The 17,606-nt window shown below is 59.3% G+C and carries 13 protein-coding genes and 1 pseudogene; 8 read left to right on the top strand and 6 right to left on the bottom strand.

The annotated features are described in order from the left end of the window. Nucleotides 1-383: 383 nt before the first annotated feature. Nucleotides 384-1,241, bottom strand: a complete 858-nt coding sequence (locus GGD65_RS29975; protein WP_183237575.1) for an HD domain-containing protein — start codon at nt 1,239-1,241, stop codon at nt 384-386. Between the two features lie 1,087 nt (nt 1,242-2,328). On the opposite strand from GGD65_RS29975, the gene GGD65_RS29970 reads away from it, so the two are divergent. The 7 genes from GGD65_RS29970 (at nt 2,329) to GGD65_RS29940 (ending at nt 9,237) form a co-directional block, all read left to right on the top strand. Next, nucleotides 2,329-3,255 carry a hypothetical protein gene (locus GGD65_RS29970; protein ID WP_183237574.1) on the top strand — a complete coding sequence of 309 codons (927 nt, stop codon included), beginning with the start codon at nt 2,329-2,331 and terminating at the stop codon, nt 3,253-3,255. Nucleotides 3,256-3,398: 143 nt separating this feature from the next. Beyond that, a complete protein-coding gene (locus GGD65_RS29965; RefSeq protein WP_312017742.1) occupies nt 3,399-4,676 on the top strand; it encodes a DNA methyltransferase in 1,278 nt (425 codons plus the stop codon). Continuing rightward, nucleotides 4,669-5,088, top strand: coding sequence for a DUF5681 domain-containing protein (locus GGD65_RS29960; RefSeq protein WP_183237573.1), 420 nt, complete (start codon nt 4,669-4,671; stop codon nt 5,086-5,088). The genes GGD65_RS29965 and GGD65_RS29960 overlap by 8 nt, the downstream gene beginning before the upstream one ends. Further along, entirely contained in the window at nt 5,085-6,530 is a 1,446-nt protein-coding gene (gene terL, locus GGD65_RS29955; RefSeq protein WP_183237572.1) for a phage terminase large subunit, read from the top strand. The genes GGD65_RS29960 and terL overlap by 4 nt, the downstream gene beginning before the upstream one ends. Before the next feature lie 366 nt (nt 6,531-6,896). Then, nucleotides 6,897-7,760, top strand: a complete 864-nt coding sequence (locus tag GGD65_RS29950; RefSeq protein WP_210317341.1) for a YqaJ viral recombinase family protein — start codon at nt 6,897-6,899, stop codon at nt 7,758-7,760. A gap of 78 nt (nt 7,761-7,838) precedes the next feature. Beyond that, nucleotides 7,839-8,066, top strand: a complete 228-nt coding sequence (locus tag GGD65_RS29945; protein WP_183237571.1) for a hypothetical protein — start codon at nt 7,839-7,841, stop codon at nt 8,064-8,066. 19 nt (nt 8,067-8,085) lie between these two features. Beyond that, nucleotides 8,086-9,237, top strand: coding sequence for an ERF family protein (locus GGD65_RS29940; protein WP_183237570.1), 1,152 nt, complete (start codon nt 8,086-8,088; stop codon nt 9,235-9,237). A 1,524-nt stretch (nt 9,238-10,761) separates the two neighbouring features. Here GGD65_RS29940 and GGD65_RS39980 read toward each other — a convergent pair. Next, nucleotides 10,762-11,188: pseudogene (locus GGD65_RS39980) on the bottom strand (UDP-glucose 6-dehydrogenase); the annotation flags it as partial. A 12-nt stretch (nt 11,189-11,200) separates the two neighbouring features. Further along, nucleotides 11,201-12,613, bottom strand: coding sequence for a mannose-1-phosphate guanylyltransferase/mannose-6-phosphate isomerase (locus GGD65_RS29930; protein WP_183237569.1), 1,413 nt, complete (start codon nt 12,611-12,613; stop codon nt 11,201-11,203). Between the two features lie 222 nt (nt 12,614-12,835). Here GGD65_RS29930 and gmd point away from each other — a divergent pair, with 222 nt between their 5' ends. Next, the gene (gene gmd / locus GGD65_RS29925; protein WP_183237568.1) at nt 12,836-13,927 is read left to right on the top strand and encodes a GDP-mannose 4,6-dehydratase; all 1,092 of its coding nucleotides are present in this window, start codon (nt 12,836-12,838) and stop codon (nt 13,925-13,927) included. Nucleotides 13,928-14,421: 494 nt separating this feature from the next. On the opposite strand, the gene GGD65_RS29920 is transcribed toward gmd, so the two are convergent. From GGD65_RS29920 to GGD65_RS29910, 3 genes are all read right to left on the bottom strand, one after another. After that, nucleotides 14,422-14,922 (bottom strand): hypothetical protein, encoded by a 501-nt coding sequence (locus GGD65_RS29920; protein WP_183237567.1) that lies wholly within the window; start codon nt 14,920-14,922, stop codon nt 14,422-14,424. A gap of 275 nt (nt 14,923-15,197) precedes the next feature. Beyond that, the gene (locus tag GGD65_RS29915; protein ID WP_183237566.1) at nt 15,198-16,505 is read right to left on the bottom strand and encodes a WcaI family glycosyltransferase; all 1,308 of its coding nucleotides are present in this window, start codon (nt 16,503-16,505) and stop codon (nt 15,198-15,200) included. A 58-nt stretch (nt 16,506-16,563) separates the two neighbouring features. Beyond that, nucleotides 16,564-17,538 carry a GDP-L-fucose synthase gene (locus tag GGD65_RS29910; protein WP_183237632.1) on the bottom strand — a complete coding sequence of 325 codons (975 nt, stop codon included), beginning with the start codon at nt 17,536-17,538 and terminating at the stop codon, nt 16,564-16,566. Between the last annotated feature and the right edge of the window lie 68 nt (nt 17,539-17,606).

Here is a 17,606-nt window from a genome sequence, read left to right as displayed (position 1 = left end):
GTTTCTCCCAACCTGCGGCTGGGGCCGTTTTGAACTTTCGCTGCATCGTTCAACCCGGTCCACAACCATGTTTAGAGGCATTGCCATCGCGCTATTTGGAATTGGCATCTTTTAGCAGCTTGATCGAACGTTCTTCAATGGCCGCAATACCGACGCCGCGCTCAAGCTTGCGCGGGAGATTGGCCGAGGCTTTGGGCTGTAGGTCAGCCGCGCTGCGCTCAAGATCGCTCGGGGACTACTTCTTCAACAATGTTGGTCATCTGCGGACTTTCGGCCAAACGACAACGGATGTCAGCGCGCGCCTAAAGCCGCTGGCTATGTCAGCTATCGTCAGTTCTGAGCGTCGGAGGATTGATCGGAATCAACCCGAAATCACAGTATTCCTATAGCTCCGGACCAGAAAGTCCCATCTCTCGCTCAGCGCGAAGGACGTTGCCATAGAGACTGCCGATCCATTGTCTTCCGCTCGAGGTTACATTCAAATAGCGGATGGCAGTTTGGACGTGCGGTGCGACCTTGGTCCAGTAGAACTGAGGATATTTGTACACCACGTCCGCGGGTGTGGTGTATCCAAGCGACTTGTTGAGTCCTATCTCCTCGAACTCGTAGAACAGCGCATTTGATTTCTTCATGTAATTCGGATCGCCGAGCTGACCGATCAGGTCGGCGGCGCGAAGCAACAAACCTTCCTCTTCGTCAAGATCATCCTTGAGTTCGTTCGCTGATCCGTCTGCATAAGGAAAACGAGTGTATTCGATGGCTTGGGTAACGCGAGCAGCATCAATTTCGTCAACTGCGTCGAGACGCTCCATGGCGAATAATTTTGAGCGGTCGACATGATAGGGCGCAAGCGCTGCATCAGAAGAGCCGATCGGTAACTCAACCGTTTGGCCGGTACCATCAACCACATAGGCACCGTCCTGGTCTCCGTGAACTATTCCCCGAACGTAGCCAATATCGTGAAGCAGGCACGCCAGGATGAAGTGAGCATAGTCGCTAGCCGTCGTTGGCCTAAGAAGGGAGCGCCCGATCAGGATGTCATGCCCCACCAGCGTGACCAACAAGGTGTGCTCGACGTTGTGGTAGAGTGCATCGCTGTTACCAATACATTCCAGGGCCAGCTTTGCTGCATAGGGCAGCAATTCCGGCAAGCTGGCGTGGGACAAGCCGAAGCGACCGCTTGTCTCCGAGATCAGGAACGCACCAAGAGCCTGGGACGTCAGTTCTGGGATTGTTATCATGAGCAATCTCTCACTTTGGCGCCGAACCTTCAGGAGGCCTTTAGGACGGTAGGGAGAGGACGACCTTAATAGTTTGAAGCCAAAGGATGGGTGATAATTGACTTAGATCAACAGCAGCGACGCCGCACTACGCATGTGCCCAGTAGCGACTTCCGCTGAGGGTCACACGCAGCGGTCAGGAAGCCCGAGGCCGCCATTCCACCCCACGCCGATTGCCGCCGGAATACTGGCAGGCGCTCCTCGACGATCCACACTTCGAGGCGAGGCCGGCCTCTCCGGAGACACGCTGCGGCGAACATGCGGAGCTTCATTGAACAAAATGGAACTCCTCATAACCCTGGATGAGGTAGCCGCAGCTGGATTCGACAACGAGATCCGTATCAGAGAGCGGCGCCTCATCCTTCGCAGAGAAGCATGCGATGACAAGGCCCGATCAGCTATCAGCGCGGTGCGCGCCACGCCGGACGCCTCCGCCATCCCCGCCTCTCCGATCCTTGTCGCCGGACGATAAGCCACCAGTCGTCTTGCGGATCCTGCCGGTGGACGGCGCGGCGCGCTCTGTCTTCCTCGGAGCCCGCGCCACGCTGATCCTGTCCAACCTCATCCCCACGCCCGGCGCCGGACCCGGCGCTGATCGGCCAAGCCTTAGATCTGACGCCAGCGGAATCCCGGCAGGCCGCCCTGCTTGCAACCGGCGCATCGCTCGCCAACGCTGCCGAGCACCTGCGCATCTCGCGCGAAACCGCCCGCAACCCCCTCAAGTCGATCTTCTCGAAGACGGGCGCGCACCGCCAGTCGGAGCTGGTGACTCTCCTCTCTCAACTGGCGTGAGCGGTAGATCTGCTCAACGGCCGCTGGACGCGATGAGCTAAGAGGCGCCGACCACACTGCGGCGCTGCCGAAGACTTCCTTCATTGCCGCTGCCCTGTCAGAATATGCAGAATTCCCTGTAACCAGGGAAACGGCATATCGGCGGGCCTGGCTGCGCCAAATTAACCATCAGGGCACCGATCTCGCGAACGGATTCATTTTCCGTAAAGGCAACTCACGCTGAATCATCGAAGGAGACCCGAATCGGAGATCCCCGATGCCAAAACGCGTAAATCCAGCACGAATGACTGGCATGGTCCGGTTGGCCGGCTATGGACAAGAGGACGATCGTTCCCTCGATTTATTTTTTGGGCTCAACGACGGCTTGAAAGATCGCGGCCATCAGGGTTGCCTGCTCAGCGACGCTCAATTCAACGATCTGGTCGCCACTGCCGGAGCGAAACGCTTAGACGATCGGGCGCGCGTCGACCTGAATGAGTTTCGCCTCCACATATTCAAGGACTTACTGCACGCCGAACAGCAACCATCGCCGGGGCAAATCAACAAGGAGATGGCCAAGACTTGCGATCTGATCCATGATTTCCTGCAGCGGCTTGCGTCCATCGGATCGCTACCGCAAGAGATCACCTACACAGTCTGCATCGAACCGTTGGCACCGCCCGACGTCTTCAGCCTGTTTCCCGAACGGCTGTATGACTTTGCAGCTTTGTCGAGCTACCACGCTAAGACAAGTCCACGCCCTCGTGAGTTGGACCACGCTGCTGCCTCAGCCGATCGGTTGGCCCGCCACTTAAGAAATTTGGACGCTGCGGTGGGCGAGAAGATCTTGGATGCACTGTGGCTGAAAAATGTCCACGGTATACGCGGTCTTGCGACGATCGCCGGCGTCGTGCGCGACGCCACGACCTGTGCACTCAATCGTAGCAAGCAAAAGAGCGGTGGCCCGCGGCCGAAAACGACGATCAAACAGGTGGTGATATGGCTCGGCGATTGGCTGGAACGCTACGGCGTGAGATTCACGCACACGCCTCGGGTGAAAGGCCACTATGACGGTCGGCTGCACACACCCGCGGCATGCTTCGTCTTTCGATTTCTCAGGATGTGCGACAGCTCGATAAAGGAGACAACCGTCAGCCAATTGTTGGCCGATGCCGTTAAATTCAGGAGGCGTCGCATCTGCTAGCGGGCGGGAGATCTTCCTGATTGCTATGACGCGGCTCCTGACTCTCAATAGGCTCAGCGAGTTTGAGAGGAAACCGCCAAATGCAACGTCAATCCGTCCGGGGCAATGGATGTCCGCTGCGCCATGACCTCACGCCACGGCTCGTGCCGATTACCGAGCTGAAGCCCCTCGGGCATGAAACTCGGCGGCACACCAAGGCGCAGATCAATAAGTTGGCGGCAAGCCTGCAGGAATTCGGCGTCGTGCTTCCGGTCATCGCTGATCGTGACTGCCGCATTGTCGCCGGGGCAGCCCTCATCCGGGCGGCCCAACAACTCGGTCTTGGCGAGGTCCCCGTCGTCCATCTCCACGATCTTAACGAGACGCAGCTGCGCAGCCTCAGACTGGCGCTCAACCGCCTCACCGAGGACGCAGGCTGGGACGAGCAAGCGTTGCGGTTGGAGCTGTCGGAGCTGAGCGGACTTGATCCGGGGATCGACTTGCAGATCACCGGTTTTGCCATGGGGCAAATCGACTCGCTGCTGGCAGCTCCCGAGATGGATGAGGATGAACTGCCGCCGCTGGAGCTGCGGCCGCAGGTGACCCTGCCGGGCGATCTCTGGAATTTAGGTGAGCACCGGATCGTCTGTGCCGATGCAACTGATGCCGAGACCTATCAGCACCTTCTGCAGGGCGAGCTGGCGCACATGGTCTTTGCCGATCCGCCCTACAACGTCCCGATCGACGGCCACGTCTCCGGCCGCGGCAAGGTCACGCATCCGGAATTCGCAATGGCGTCGGGCGAGCTGTCGGCGGCAGAGTTCGAGGCGTTCCTAGCCAAAGCGCTGGTGCAGCTTGCCGCCTTCACGCATCCGGGGTCGCTGCATTTCCTGTGCATGGATTGGCGCGGCATGAAATTCTTGCTCGCCGCCGCCGAGCCGATCTATTCCGAGCTGATCAACCTTTGCGTTTGGAACAAAGCCAACGCCGGAATGGGATCACTGTACCGGTCAAAGCATGAGCTGGTGTTTGTCTTCAAGAACGGCCAGGCGCCCCACATCAACAATGTTCAACTTGGCAAGCATGGCAGAAACCGTGCGAACGTCTGGGACTATGCCAGCCAGAACACCTGGGCCAATTCCGCCAAGAGCAAGCTGTCGCTGCATCCTACGGTCAAGCCGGTCGCGCTGATCGCCGATGCGATCCGCGATTGCTCGAACGAGCACGACATCATCCTCGATCCGTTCGGCGGCGCCGGAACCACCGTCATCGCCGCGGAGCGGACCCGACGCCGCGCACGGCTGAGCGAGATCGACCCCAGCTACGTGGATATCACCATTCGCCGCGGGCAGCATGTGACAGGCAGAAGCGCAATTCACGCCGCGACCGGCGCTACGTTCGAGCAACGTGATCGCACAGCAAGGGAGACCAGGCATGACTAGCAAGAGCGACAAGCCTATCGGTTACGGCAATCCCCCGGTTCACAGTCGGTTCAAGCGGGGGCGATCCGGCAACCCCAAGGGGCGTCCACGAGGCAGCCTGAACTTTGTGACTGATCTCGAGCGCACGCTGCAGGCGCCGGTCACAGTGATCGACGGCGGCAAATCACGCAAGGTCAGTTCCCAGCAGGGCCTTTTGCTCCGACTCAAGGAAAAAGCGTTCAAGGGCGAACCGCGTGCGCTCGACAAGTATGTGTCCCTTGCAGCCACCTTCTTCGCTAAGACAGAAGAGCCTGCTGCGTCCAAGCCGCTAGCCGCCGAGGACCAGACGATCCTCGAACGTTATCGGCAAGAAGTTCTCGCCGAAGCCAAGGCTTCTCCACAGAGCAAAAACGAGGAGCAAGACGATCCATGATCAATGTGCTTGCGGCCCTGTTCAGGCAGGATTTGCGCTACTTCGTTCACAAAGCGTTCTGCACTGTCTTTCCGGGGAGCGCCTATCTTCCGAACTGGCATATTGACGCCATTGCCTTTCAGCTGCTGCAGGTCGAAGCCGGCGATTGCCGCCGCCTGTTGATCAACCAACCGCCACGATCCCTGAAATCCCTGTCCGTGTCTGTCGGCTATGTGGCCTGGCTGCTCGGTCGCGATCCTGGCCGGCGTATCATCGTCGTTAGCTATTCTAACGAGCTGGCGGCTGAGCTGCACCGGCAATTTCGCATGGTGGTCGAGTCCGCCTGGTACCGCGACCTGTTCCCGGCAATGCGCACCGCGAGGGATACCGGCAGCGAATTGGTGACCACCGCCGGAGGAGGACGTTACGCCACCTCGGTCGGTGGGACCCTAACCGGTCGGGGTGCCGACCTCATCATCATCGATGATCCGCTCAAGGCGGAGGAGGCAATGTCCGAGCTCGCGCGCAAGCGCGTTATCGATTGGTATGGCAGCACCCTGGTGTCCCGGCTCAATGACAAGGACAGAGGTGCCATCGTCGTCGTGATGCAGCGCCTACACGAGGACGACCTTGCTGGGTACCTGCTGCAGGCCGGCGGCTGGCGCCATCTCAACCTTCCGGCGATCGCAACCGAAGATGTCCAAATTCCGATCGGTCGCGGCAAGCATCACACCCGGCGCGCCGGCGAGGTGCTGCACGCGGCGCGGGAAGACAAACCGATTCTGGAGCAGATCAAAGCCGAAACCGGCAGCCTGCAATTCTCGGCGCAATATCAGCAACAGCCGATTCCGCTGGAAGGCAATTTGATTAAGCGGGAATGGTTTCGTCGCTACGCCCAGCTGCCGACCACTGACCCATCTAGCCACGTCGTGCAAAGCTGGGACATCGCCATGATGATGGGAAGCGGCAATGATTATTCGGTCTGCACCACCTGGCGCATGGTCCACAAGGACTATTACCTGGTCGACGTGTACCGGGGCCGCCACCAATATCCCGAGCTCAGGCGAATACTGATCGGACTGGCCAAGCGACATGATGCTGCGACCGTGATCATCGAGAACGCCGGGCCAGGCATGGCGATGTTGCAGGATCTGCAGCGCGAGATGCCCGACGAACTGCCGCGCCCGATCGGCATCAAGCCGGAAGGCAGCAAGGTCGACCGCATGGCAGCACAATCGTTCAAGATCGAAGCCGGGCAGGTTCACCTGCCAGCCGACGCGCCATGGCTGGACGCCTACCTGCTGGAATTGCTCGCCTTCCCGCAAGGCCGGCACGACGACCAAGTCGATAGCACCTCACAATTCCTAAAATGGGCGAGCACGCGCTTTATGTTCGACGATTGCCCTCTTGGAGTTATCTCGGTGAAGCTGACGCGTGGCTACGATGGCTCGTACATGGAATGAGCCGGCACTCGGCATCCAGAGCTGACAAGTCGTCGGGCAATCCGGCGCAGCGCCGCGGTAAGAGCAATCGCGCCGCAGAACAGGAACCGACAGCGGATCGGCGGATACTCGTTCGCTGGAGTGCACAGTCCGAAGAACTGGCCGGGTTTGGCTGTCGAGCGCATCGCTCCGCAATTGCCGGGCGGCTGCCGTCAGGGGCGCTGAGAAGCGCTGAAACACCGGGCACAAAAGAGCAAGAATGTTGCTGCAGAATGGACTGGCATCCGCGGGCAAATGGAGCGTTACTGAGTCGACCGGGGCCTTTGCGATACCGGTATCTCACCTCGCAGGTGCGGGGCTTTCGGCGGTGCGGCCCGCGGGCCGCTCATGACCAAGCCCAAGGAGATACCGGTGAGCACGCTTGCAGCCAATGGCGCCGAGGCGCCCCGTTCCCCCCTCCCGTTTAGGACAAATGACCGCCGAGCCTTTATCGGCGGCTCGGACGCCCGCGTCATCATGGGCAGCGACGCAGCAGCGTTGCTTCGGCTCTGGCAGGAAAAGCGCGGCGAGGTCGAACCCATCGATCTGTCGGGCGATCTCATCGTCCAGCTCGGTACCGCGACCGAGCCCCTCAACCGTATCTGGTACCAGCGCCAAACCGGCCACGCCATCGAGCACGTTCAGCGCCGGGTTGTCCACCCCGTGCACAAGTGGATGGCCGCGACGCTGGATGGGCGGGTGCAGCAAACGGGCGCGGTGTTTGAGGCCAAGTTCATGCTGCCCTGGAATTTCTCGGAGGAAGCCGCGGCGGACAAACATATGGCGCAGCTGCAGCACAACATGTGGGTGATTGCCGCCCGCGCCGCGGTGCTCTCGATCATCACCGGCGGTGGCAAATGGCTGGACATCGAGGTCCATGCCGACCCGCTGTACCAGCATCTGCTGCTGACCGCGGAAAAGAGGTTTTGGCGCTGCGTGCAGACCGGCGAGGCGCCGCAGCTGTTTGGCATCGAGCCGCCGCGGCCGCGGCTGGCGGCGGTGCGGGTGGTCGACATGGCAGGCTCAAACGCCTGGGCGGAATTGGCCGCGCTCTATCGCCAAACCCGGAGCGCGGCGCTGGAGCACGAGCGGGCGAAAACCGAGCTCAAGGCTTTGATGCCGGAGGATGTTAAGGAGGCGCGCGGCCACGGCTTGCGCGCCAAGCGCTCCAAGGCCGGCGCGATCAGCTTTGAAGTGATCGACGCCGCCTAGATGGCCCGCCAAGCCGAGTCTTAGGGCGCAGCTGGCGCCCAACCAAACCATTACTCGGATGCTTTGGAGACCTTGTCGATGCAGCCAAACTTCGACTTCGTCCATCTCGCCCCCTCTTTCGATCCTCCGCAATCCTACCAGGACGCCTTCGAGCTGTTTGGCGAGCTCTGGGCTGAACTGCGCGCCTTTCAAGCGAGCTGCGCGCACGACCACATCATTTTGGCCGTGGCTCAGCATTTGGAGCACCAGTTGGCGATCGCCGGACTGGTGCTCGCGATCCAGCTTGACATCCTGAACGACCCCTAACCCGAACACGGAGGCCGCCATGCAGCGCTCCAGCGAGACCATCAGCCAAATCGCCGGCGCGCTGGCCAAGGCGCAAGCCGAGCTGGAAAATCCGGAGAAATCATCGACTGCCACGATCATATCGCCATTCCCGCGCGAGGGGAGCCGCACCTTCCGATACGCCTCGCTCGCCAGCGGCCTCGAGATCGTGCGCAAGTGCCTCACCCGGCACGAGATCGCGACCGTGCAGGCCACCGCGATCGATGCCGCCACCGGATTGATCCGGCTCACAACCACCCTGCTCCACAGCTCAGGCGAATGGATTGCGTCCGACTGGCCGGTATGCGCGGTCACTGATACCGCCGCCCCGCACCGCATGGGAGCAGCGCTAACCTATGCCCGACGCTACGCGCTGTTCACGCTGGTCGGCATGGCCGGCGAGGACGATCTGGACGCGCCGGAGCTGATGGCCGGCACTCCGGTTGCGGTCGGGCCGTCCGTTGCGAAGGCGAAGCCCGCCAAAGACTCTTTGAATCAACCGCCGCTGCTGCAAAATCCGCAAGCATCGGCCGAGCTCCGGGACCGACTGCTTGGCGAGTTGATCTCCCTAACGAGCGGGGATGAGCTTTTGAGCTGGGCCAAGACCAGCCTTCCTCTCAAGAACACCCTTTTGGAGGCGGATGCCCGTTCGGTTGAGGTCGCCTACTACACGCGGCTCAAGGCAGCCGATCCTGCCGAGCTCAGCACAGCGCCGCACCAGTTCGCCGTTGCGGGGAGACGTGTTCAGGACGGCGCTAAGCGCGCCGGCGCAACCGAAGATCAATCCGCCGCGGAGCCGAACATCGGGCTTGCCTTCCCGAAAGAAGCATCGCGGAAGCGCAGCAAGACGCACCTTGCGTTCGTGCGCAGCCAGCCCTGCCTTGTTTGCAAGCAGACGCCCTGCGATCCCCACCATCTCAAATTCGTGCAACCGCGAGCTCTCGGCCGCAAGGTCAGTGATGAATTCACGGTGCCCTTGTGCCGCGCGCACCATCAACAGCTGCACCGCCATGGAGACGAAAGGGCATGGTGGTCGGATGTGCAGATCTCACCGCTCCTCGTTGCAAAGGAGCTGTGGACCGCGAGCCCAGTCCATGAGCGTTTGACAGCGTCCTCTATTTTCCGGGATAATCTCGTTCCAGGATCAGATTGACCCCGGCGATCATGGGAAATCCCTCAAATCCGCCCAACTGCCCCTTGTCGCAACGCGACACAAGGCCGGCATCCGCAAGCAGGTATTCGCTAAGAAGCTGCGCAAGGCGCAATCTTTTCTCGCCAAAAGGAGAGTGCTGCCGGTACGTCCGTATCCCGTGATCAGGAGTGGGCGCCCGACCGGAATTTCGGCGATTTCGGGATGATCAGCGATATCCTTACACACACCAAGGTCGGCTAGGATCCGGACGAACAATTCGCGCTGGAGGAGATGCAACTGTGGCTCGCTGTAACGCCCCCGAGTCGCCAGGGCCGAGGCAAGGCAGCGCAATCCATCGACATATACGTCCCGCCGGTGGTTTCGCTGAAGTGCCGAGCTTTCGCGCAGCGGCACGCCAAAGGCCGTCAACATCGATGGCGCAAGCCGGTGACATGGCCAGCAAAGCTACGCGCGCCAGCAAGGGCTTTCAAGATGGCTCACAATGAGAAAGGTTGAGGTCAGCACTCATCACGCTGCCGACAGGATTGCAGTTCGACAAAATTTTCGAAATGCGACGTATTCAGCAGACCTCTTTGTCAGCCTGGCCTTAGCCAGCGCCTCAGAAAGCGACGCTGCGAGGCCTGGACCGGCCTCTCATAGCGCTCCAACCCGGCGAGACGTTTTGCCAGCTTCGGACTTGGGCATTCCAGCAACCCAATTAGCAACTCGTAGCGGGCTTGCCGGATGCGCCCCAGCCGCAGATTGGCCCCGACGAGATCATCCACGTCGAATGAACTCTGTGTCAGCGGGCGCCCTGCGGGGCTTGAGCTGGCATCGTCCTCAAAGTTCAGACGTGAGAGTCCATGTTGACGAGCTGCGATCCTTCGCGATTTACCGCAACCATTCGATTGTCGATTCATAGGCCAAGTCGGCTGCGCAATCTGTCACGCTCCTCGCGCAGTTCTCGGAGTCGTTGAGCATTGTCAGATTGTATCTCCTGCCACTCGATGCGATCCTCTGCAGTCCACAAGTAAGACTCGCGATTGAAACGATCTTTCTCCTTTGTATCAAACTCCATGTATAATTTTATGTCGCGTTCAACCTGGTCCAGTTGTTCTAGGAGAGTACTTGGCATCAGCCGTTCCTTCGGCTCTGCCTCCAGCCCGCTCCGATCTACGACGCAATCGGCATAGCGATCAATGGGCGTTGTCCCTCACGGCTGATATATCCATCTTATTTGAACGAGTTCGCCTCAAAGTGTCCCCGGGTCGGAGTGATTTTACTAAAGTACTAGCTCAGATCGACTGATCTCCCTCCGTGAGATTATGCAGACAAGCTAAACTCCCGGAGGAAGCGGCAGAGCATCCTCCTTTCATTACCTTGCACTCTCGGAGAAGTTGTGGCCGCCTACACTGGAGCGTTACCGAATCACCCGACGCGATGGTGTGGCCGGCGTTTCTACCGTGCGGGCACTGATAATAGGGCGCGCGGTAGACGGCTCCGCACCGAGTGTTAATGGTAAACAGCAATCAGGGATTGTAGCACCTCGCGGTGGAATTCGGGGGTGAAGGTGTCGACATCGGCCTTGGGATTGGGCTTCCCGGATGATGCGCTCGACCTCGTCCACCGGACGGCACGGTCGATCTCGTTACCACCACGGTGCCGCCGGTGTGCGACTTCACGATCTCACGAGCGGCGGCGTAGATATAGGACAGATTGGCATGGCCATCACCGCGGCGGGAGAGCGTGCCAACCGCGATGAAGACTGCATCGGCCGCTGCGATCGGCTTAGTCAGGTCAATGGTGAAATCCAGCCCCTTGGCTTTGACATTGTTCGCCACCAGCTCGTCAAGCTCCGGCTAGTAGATCGGAATCTCGCCGCGATCTCCTTCTCGTCCTTGTGACCGAAATCCGCAAAGCAGTCGCCCGACACCAGTCCCACATACTCCGCGATGATCATCGCAATGCGCACTTCGGACGTTGCTCAGGTTCTTCGATAGTCGTCTTCAATCCGGATGATGTCGTCTTCCCCGAGATAGCTTCCAGTCTGGACCTCGATCAGTTCCAGCATGATTTTACCGGGGTTCTCCATCCGGTGCACGGCGCCCATCGGGATATAGATCGACTCGTTCTCGTGCACGGTCTTCACGGCCTCGTTGACGGTGACGCGGGCGGCGCCGCGGACCACGATCCAGTGCTCTGCGCGATGATGGTGCTTCTGCAGCGACAGCCGCCCGCCCGGCTTCACCACGATGCGCTTGACCTGGTGGCGCTCGCCATTGTCGACGGACTGATAGCTGCCCCAGGGCCGATGCACCTTGAGATGCTCCTCGGTGACCTTCGGCGCGACCGCCTTCAACTTCGTGACGAGACGCTTCAGGCCGTTGGCATCCTTCTGGCGCGAGACCAGCACCGCATCCGCGGTCGCGACCACGACGAGATCGTCGACGCCCTCGAGCGCGACCAGCGCCTGGTCAGTGGTGACGTTGCAGTTGCGGGAGTCTTCGAACACCGCCGCGCCGTGCGACGCATTGCCTTGCGCGTCCTTGTCGGAGAGCTCCCACACCGCGTGCCAGGAGCCGACATCGGACCAGCCGCATGACACCGGCACCACGGCTGCGCGCGAGGTCTTCTCCATCACGGCATAATCGATCGAGATCGCCTTGGCCGCGCCGAACGCCTCGGGCTCCAGCGTGACGAAGCCGAGATCGCGGCCGGCATTGTTGACCGCGTTGGTGACAGCCTCGACGCTTCCTGCATCGACCCTGCGATACTCATCGAGCAGCACGCTGGCCGGGAACATGAAGTTGCCGCTGTTCCAGAGATAGCCCGAATTGACGTAGTCGGAGGCCTTCACCGCGTCCGGCTTCTCGACGAAGCGCGCGACCGCATGCACCTCGCCGGAGATCACCTCGCCCGGGTTGATATAGCCGTATTCAGTCGCCGGCCGCTCCGGCTTGACGCCGAAGGTGACGATGCGCCCGGTGCTCGCGGCGTTACGGCCCTCGCGGCAGGCGGCAACGAAAGCGGCATTGTCCTGCACGACGTGATCGGCGGCGAGCGCGAGCACGATGGCTTCACTGGCGCGGTTCTGCGCGAACACCGCGCCCGCGGCGATCGCAGGACCGGAATCGCGCCGCATCGGCTCGAGGATCACGTCGGCCTCGATGCCGATCTCGGCGAGCTGCTCCAGCACCATGAAGCGATAGGACGCATTGGTGATGACGATCGGCCGGTCGAACAGGGAGGGATCGGAGACGCGCAGCAGCGTGTCCTGGAACGTCGAGCGTGTGCCGAACAGCGGCAGGAACTGTTTGGGGCGCACCTCGCGCGAGGCGGGCCACAGCCGCGTGCCGGCACCGCCGCACATGATGAGGGGGATTATGCGTTTGTCCAAAATCTGAAGCTCCAGGCCAAATTCAATCCACAATCGTGCAACATCCAATAAAGCGTGAATTTCACGGTGGGAACACAAATTCGAAATGACCTTAGCAGAACCTCTGTTGCCTATTCCACAGACCTCAAAGCCGTTAATCTAAGCTTGCATTTTTGACCCAGCTCATCTCCCTTTTCTCTTCATTTTCGAGTACGAACGGCCTACCGAACCTAGAGATTATTTATGACAAAGAAACGTGCACTTATTACCGGCGTGACAGGTCAAGACGGCGCCTATCTCGCCGAATTGCTCCTGGAAAAAGGATATGAGGTCCATGGTATTAAACGCCGGACCTCTCTCTTCAATACCGATCGCATCGATCATCTCTATCTCGACCCCCATGAGCCAAATCCACCGTTCCGCCTGCACTATGGCGACCTGACGGACTCTTCGAGCCTAATACGCATTGTCGGTCAGGTGCAGCCTGATGAGATCTACAATCTCGCGGCCCAGAGCCACGTTGCGGTTTCGTTCGAGGAACCCGAATACACGGCGAATTCCGACGCTCTCGGCACTTTGCGCATCCTCGAGGCCATGCGCATTACCGGCTTGGAGAGGAAGGCGCGCTTCTATCAAGCGTCGACATCCGAACTGTATGGTTTGGTCCAGGAGATCCCCCAGAAGGAGACCACGCCGTTCTATCCGCGTTCACCGTACGCGGTCGCCAAGCTCTACGCTTACTGGATCGCGGTCAACTACCGCGAAGCCTATGGGATGTACGCTTGCAACGGCATCCTCTTTAACCACGAATCTCCCGTTCGGGGCGAAACCTTCGTTACCCGGAAGATCACGCGTGCCTTGGCGCGCATCCATTTGGGCCTGCAGGAACGGCTTTACCTTGGCAATTTAGACGCCCTGCGCGATTGGGGACACGCGCGTGACTATGTCGAAATGCAATGGCTGATGCTGCAGCAGGACAAGCCGGAGGATTTCGTGATCGCTACGGGTGTACAGCATTCTGTCCGAGATTTTGTCAATGTCGCTGCAAACGAGGTGGGCATGACGGTTCGCTGGGAAGGAAGTGGCGTCGAAGAAAAAGGATATGACGGCAAGACCGGCAAGTGTGTCGTTTCTGTCGATCCCCGCTATTTCCGCCCCACAGAGGTCGCGACGCTTCTTGGCGATCCGTCAAAGGCCAAGCAGAAACTCGGCTGGGAGCCCAAGACGTCGTTCGAAAGTCTGGTTCGAGAAATGATGAAGGAAGATCTCGAGGCCGCAAAGCGCGACGAACTCATCAAGCAGCACGGGTTTAGATATTACCCGCGACACGAGTAGTTCTTGTAGATCGGCCAGAAAGGCGATCAAGCCAAGCAAATGAGCGCCCATCGCGGCGCTCATTTTTTGGGCGACATCACCGCATCCAACTGCGGTCGAATGCCTCAGGGACAGCGAACAATCGCAGGGTACTCGTCCTTGCTGACGATGGTGATAGCGATGTCGATTGGCTGACGATGTTTGCGCTTGCGCTGCGCATGGTGGATCTCGGCGAAAATCAACTTGGGCTTGGTGGATATCGTCAGCAACAACGACTATGCCGCGCCTGTCACGATGGGTACTACTCCAATACGCCGGGCGAAGCAGCGTTCCAATGTCGGCCTACAAGGGGACGTCTATCGGAGGGTCAACGACTGCACTTTCTGCCCTTGTGGCGACAAGATTCAGGCCAGGAGAGACGCGGTCAAGCTACTACGATGTCGTGGCGGCTTGGACGTTCTTCCTGTCTGCCGAGGCTGACGGCAACGTGATCATAGCTAATGGGGGGACTGCGACTATCCACTGACGACGTTGTGAATCAGGTAGAGCGGATATGTCATCAAGCCGATCGGTCTAAGGGCTTTGTGTTCGATCCGACGCGCCATCAGTGTCCAGCAAATAAAGGCGACAGCCGCGAAAAACACTAGGAGCGGGACGGCGTAACCGATTTGAAGAGACACCTTTGAGCCAAGAACCTTTGCAGCGCTTATGATTTCCAGCGTGCACCCCAGCGAGAACACTGCAAGTAGAGATACCCGAGATTCAAAGAACTTGGTCGGCGTCGAGTATTGAGCGCTGAACGCGATGATGAATCCGCTGATCACGAAGAAGATTTCGATGCCGATCCATCCAAAGCTGAAAAGGGAGCTGGTCGACGGCATCGGACCTGCGGCTTTGGCGATTTCGCCGCTAGGATAGGTCCAAACCCAAAAGCCATAGTGAAAGAGCATCATGGTAGCTGAAAGAAAGCGGACGAGATCGACGCCGCCAAAGGTGCGGTGCTGCGAAATTTCCATAAGAATGCCAGTGAATTCATGCTGAAACCGACCCATCTTATGGGTGAAGTGGGGCGGTGTCACGGCTCTGGATTACTTGTTCGTAAATACGGTTATTTCGATCATTCCGACGCTCCCCTTCCAGGTCAGTAGGGATAGAAAGCGACGCTCAGGGCGAACCAGAGAAGTGATAGGCCTATGATTGCCAGCAAAGTTCGCATGAGCGCATGCACCCCTATTGCGTCAAAGGCGGGATAGACCAGTTTATCAGCTTGCCCAAAAATTGGCCCACTCCCTCAGGGCGACCGAACGGCATCATCCACCGGAAGCCCAACATCGCCGGCAGCGCCCGTCAGGCCGATGTTCGTCTGCCCTGCCGTGTTGCCCTGCCCTGTCATGGCCTCCGACCATCGACGCACGATCGTGCGTCGATCCCAACGATCAAGGGCTCGCTTTCTTCCTTCTTCGCCGTAGTGCTCGCGGAGGGCCGGCTCTTCACTAAGCTGGCAAATTGCAAGCTCGAGAGCCGACGAATCTCCCGGTGGGATCACAAGACCCGCATTCGTGACTTCCGCCGCGAGGCCGGTGCCTTCTTCAGCCATTGCAATGACCGGCCGAGCAGATGCGAAGATCGCGCCGAGTTTCGAAGGCAACACCAGGTCGGCGGCCTCGGCCTTCTGCGGAATCAGATGGAAATCGGCAGTGGCCATCAATTGATTGAAGCCGTTATTGGGCTGAAGCCCCATAAAGTGGATATTGCGATGTCCGGCGGCAAGCTGCGCGAGCCTCATTTTATGAGGCCCCTCGCCTGCAAGGATGAAATGGATATGCGGATGACCTTTCTCTAAGCCAATCGCAGCCTCGATCACGAGTTCAAGGCCTTGCTTGTTGGACATCGTTCCGGAATAGAGTGCAACGATATCGTCCTCGCCCAGGTTTAGCTCCTGACGGTATTTGGTCATTCGAGAAGCCGGGCAGATCGCGGTGGTGTCGATCCAGTTTCTCACTTCGGCGGTTCTGTCGGGCCTCAGACCCTTGATCCTCAACCGTTCTACCATCGCTTGAGAGATGGTTGAAACGTTGTCAAACGATTTGAGGATCGCCGCTTCGACTCGAAGCATCCACTTTCGCAGAGACGGATTTCGCAGCAAACCAAGATCGAACGCCGCATCCACCTCGAAATCCTGCACGTGAAGCCATGATTTGGCGCCGACGCGGCGGGCGACGAAAGAGACGAAGGCAGCCGACATCAGTGATGGGGCGACGGCGATCATGACGTCGGGCCGCCAGGATAGCGCCTCAAAAAGAACCGGCGCCGCGCTGGTGAGCGCGAACGAAGCGTGATGGACCAACCGTTTTGCGCCCGAGGGATGTCCGGGCACATAAATCGGTGTCCGTGTTACTCGAACGCCGTTGATATCTCTCGATCTGAAGTACGACGATTTGAACGCGGGGGGGATCTTCCAGGCCGGATAATAGGGAGGCGCCGTAATCACTCTGACTTCATGACCTTCGGCTACCAAACTTTCGCAGAGCTCGGCATTGTATTTCGCCACACCGATCAGATCGGGGGTATAATTGATGCCGACCAAGAGAATACGCATAAAGCCCGCCCCAATTCAAACTTCAGAATAAAAAAATCTTGCAATCTAAGTAGTCTGCTCAGCGCGACGCGCCGACTTCCAGATGACGTCCGTGGCCTTGGAGATAATCTGCGTAGGCCGCTGCGAGGCCGGCCCGCAGAGCAACTTTCGGCTGCCAGCCAAGCCCTCGAATTCTCGAGCTATCCAGCAACTTGCGTGGCGTTCCGTCAGGCTTGGATGTATCGAATGCGAGCTGGCCTTCGTAGCCCACAACCTCGGCGACTGCTGTCGCGAACTCGGCAATAGACAATTCGTCGCCACTGCCAACATTGATCGGCAGGTCACTCGAATAGTTCTTCAGAAGGAAAACGCAGGCCTCTGCAAAATCCTCGACGTTGAGAAATTCGCGGAGCGGCGAGCCTGTGCCCCACACAGTGACTGTCGGGGCCTTGGCAAGCTTGGCTTCGTGGAAGCGCCGGATCAGCGCGGCCGGAACGTGGCTATGATCGGGATGATAATTGTCGCCGCGGCCGTAGAGATTGGTCGGCATGACCGAGATGAAATCATCGCCATATTGTCGACGAAAGGCCTGACACATCTTGAGGCCGGCGATCTTCGCGAGTGCATACCACTCGTTGGTCGGCTCCAGCGGACCGGTCAGTAATTCGCTTTCGGCCATCGGCTGCTTGGCGTGCTTGGGATAGATGCAGGACGAGCCGAGGAATAGCAGGCGTTGCACGCCGATCGCGTGACTCGCGCGAATGACGTTCAGCTCCACTGCAAGGTTGTCGCAGAGAAAGTCGACCGGAAAATTATTGTTGGCTGCGATACCGCCGACCTTTGCCGCCGCGTGGACCACGACCTCGGGACGATTCGCCTCGAGCCATTTCAGCGTGGGCTCTTCCTTGGTGAGATCAAGCTCACGCCGATCGGCGACCAGCATGGTGCAATTCTCTGACGTAAGCCTTCGGACGACAGCCGATCCGACCATGCCGCGGTGACCCGCGACAAAGACACGTTTGCCCGTGAGATCGTAGGTTGAAACCCCTGTCATCGTATCCTCTACCGGCATTGGATAGGCCGGCTCGTCACTTCCGTGAGATCCGGCTACCGCCGCACTAA

This window comes from Bradyrhizobium sp. CIR18, from assembly GCF_014198295.1.
Classification (GTDB): Bacteria; Pseudomonadota; Alphaproteobacteria; order Rhizobiales; family Xanthobacteraceae; genus Bradyrhizobium.
Note: the sequence above shows the minus strand (reverse complement) of the source record. Positions and strands in the feature narration are given on the sequence as shown.

Bases quoted from the DNA above. Each gene is read 5' to 3' on its own strand.
- GGD65_RS29975 (WP_183237575.1), bottom strand. From the start codon at position 1,241: ATGATAACAATCCCAGAACTGACGTCCCAGGCTCTTGGTGCGTTCCTG.
- GGD65_RS29970 (WP_183237574.1), top strand. From the start codon at position 2,329: ATGCCAAAACGCGTAAATCCAGCACGAATGACTGGCATGGTCCGGTTG.
- GGD65_RS29960 (WP_183237573.1), top strand. From the start codon at position 4,669: ATGACTAGCAAGAGCGACAAGCCTATCGGTTACGGCAATCCCCCGGTT.
- terL (WP_183237572.1), top strand. From the start codon at position 5,085: ATGATCAATGTGCTTGCGGCCCTGTTCAGGCAGGATTTGCGCTACTTC.
- GGD65_RS29950 (WP_210317341.1), top strand. From the start codon at position 6,897: ATGACCAAGCCCAAGGAGATACCGGTGAGCACGCTTGCAGCCAATGGC.
- GGD65_RS29945 (WP_183237571.1), top strand. From the start codon at position 7,839: ATGCAGCCAAACTTCGACTTCGTCCATCTCGCCCCCTCTTTCGATCCT.
- GGD65_RS29940 (WP_183237570.1), top strand. From the start codon at position 8,086: ATGCAGCGCTCCAGCGAGACCATCAGCCAAATCGCCGGCGCGCTGGCC.
- gmd (WP_183237568.1), top strand. From the start codon at position 12,836: ATGACAAAGAAACGTGCACTTATTACCGGCGTGACAGGTCAAGACGGC.
- GGD65_RS29920 (WP_183237567.1), bottom strand. From the start codon at position 14,922: ATGGAAATTTCGCAGCACCGCACCTTTGGCGGCGTCGATCTCGTCCGC.
- GGD65_RS29915 (WP_183237566.1), bottom strand. From the start codon at position 16,505: ATGCGTATTCTCTTGGTCGGCATCAATTATACCCCCGATCTGATCGGT.
- GGD65_RS29910 (WP_183237632.1), bottom strand. From the start codon at position 17,538: ATGACAGGGGTTTCAACCTACGATCTCACGGGCAAACGTGTCTTTGTC.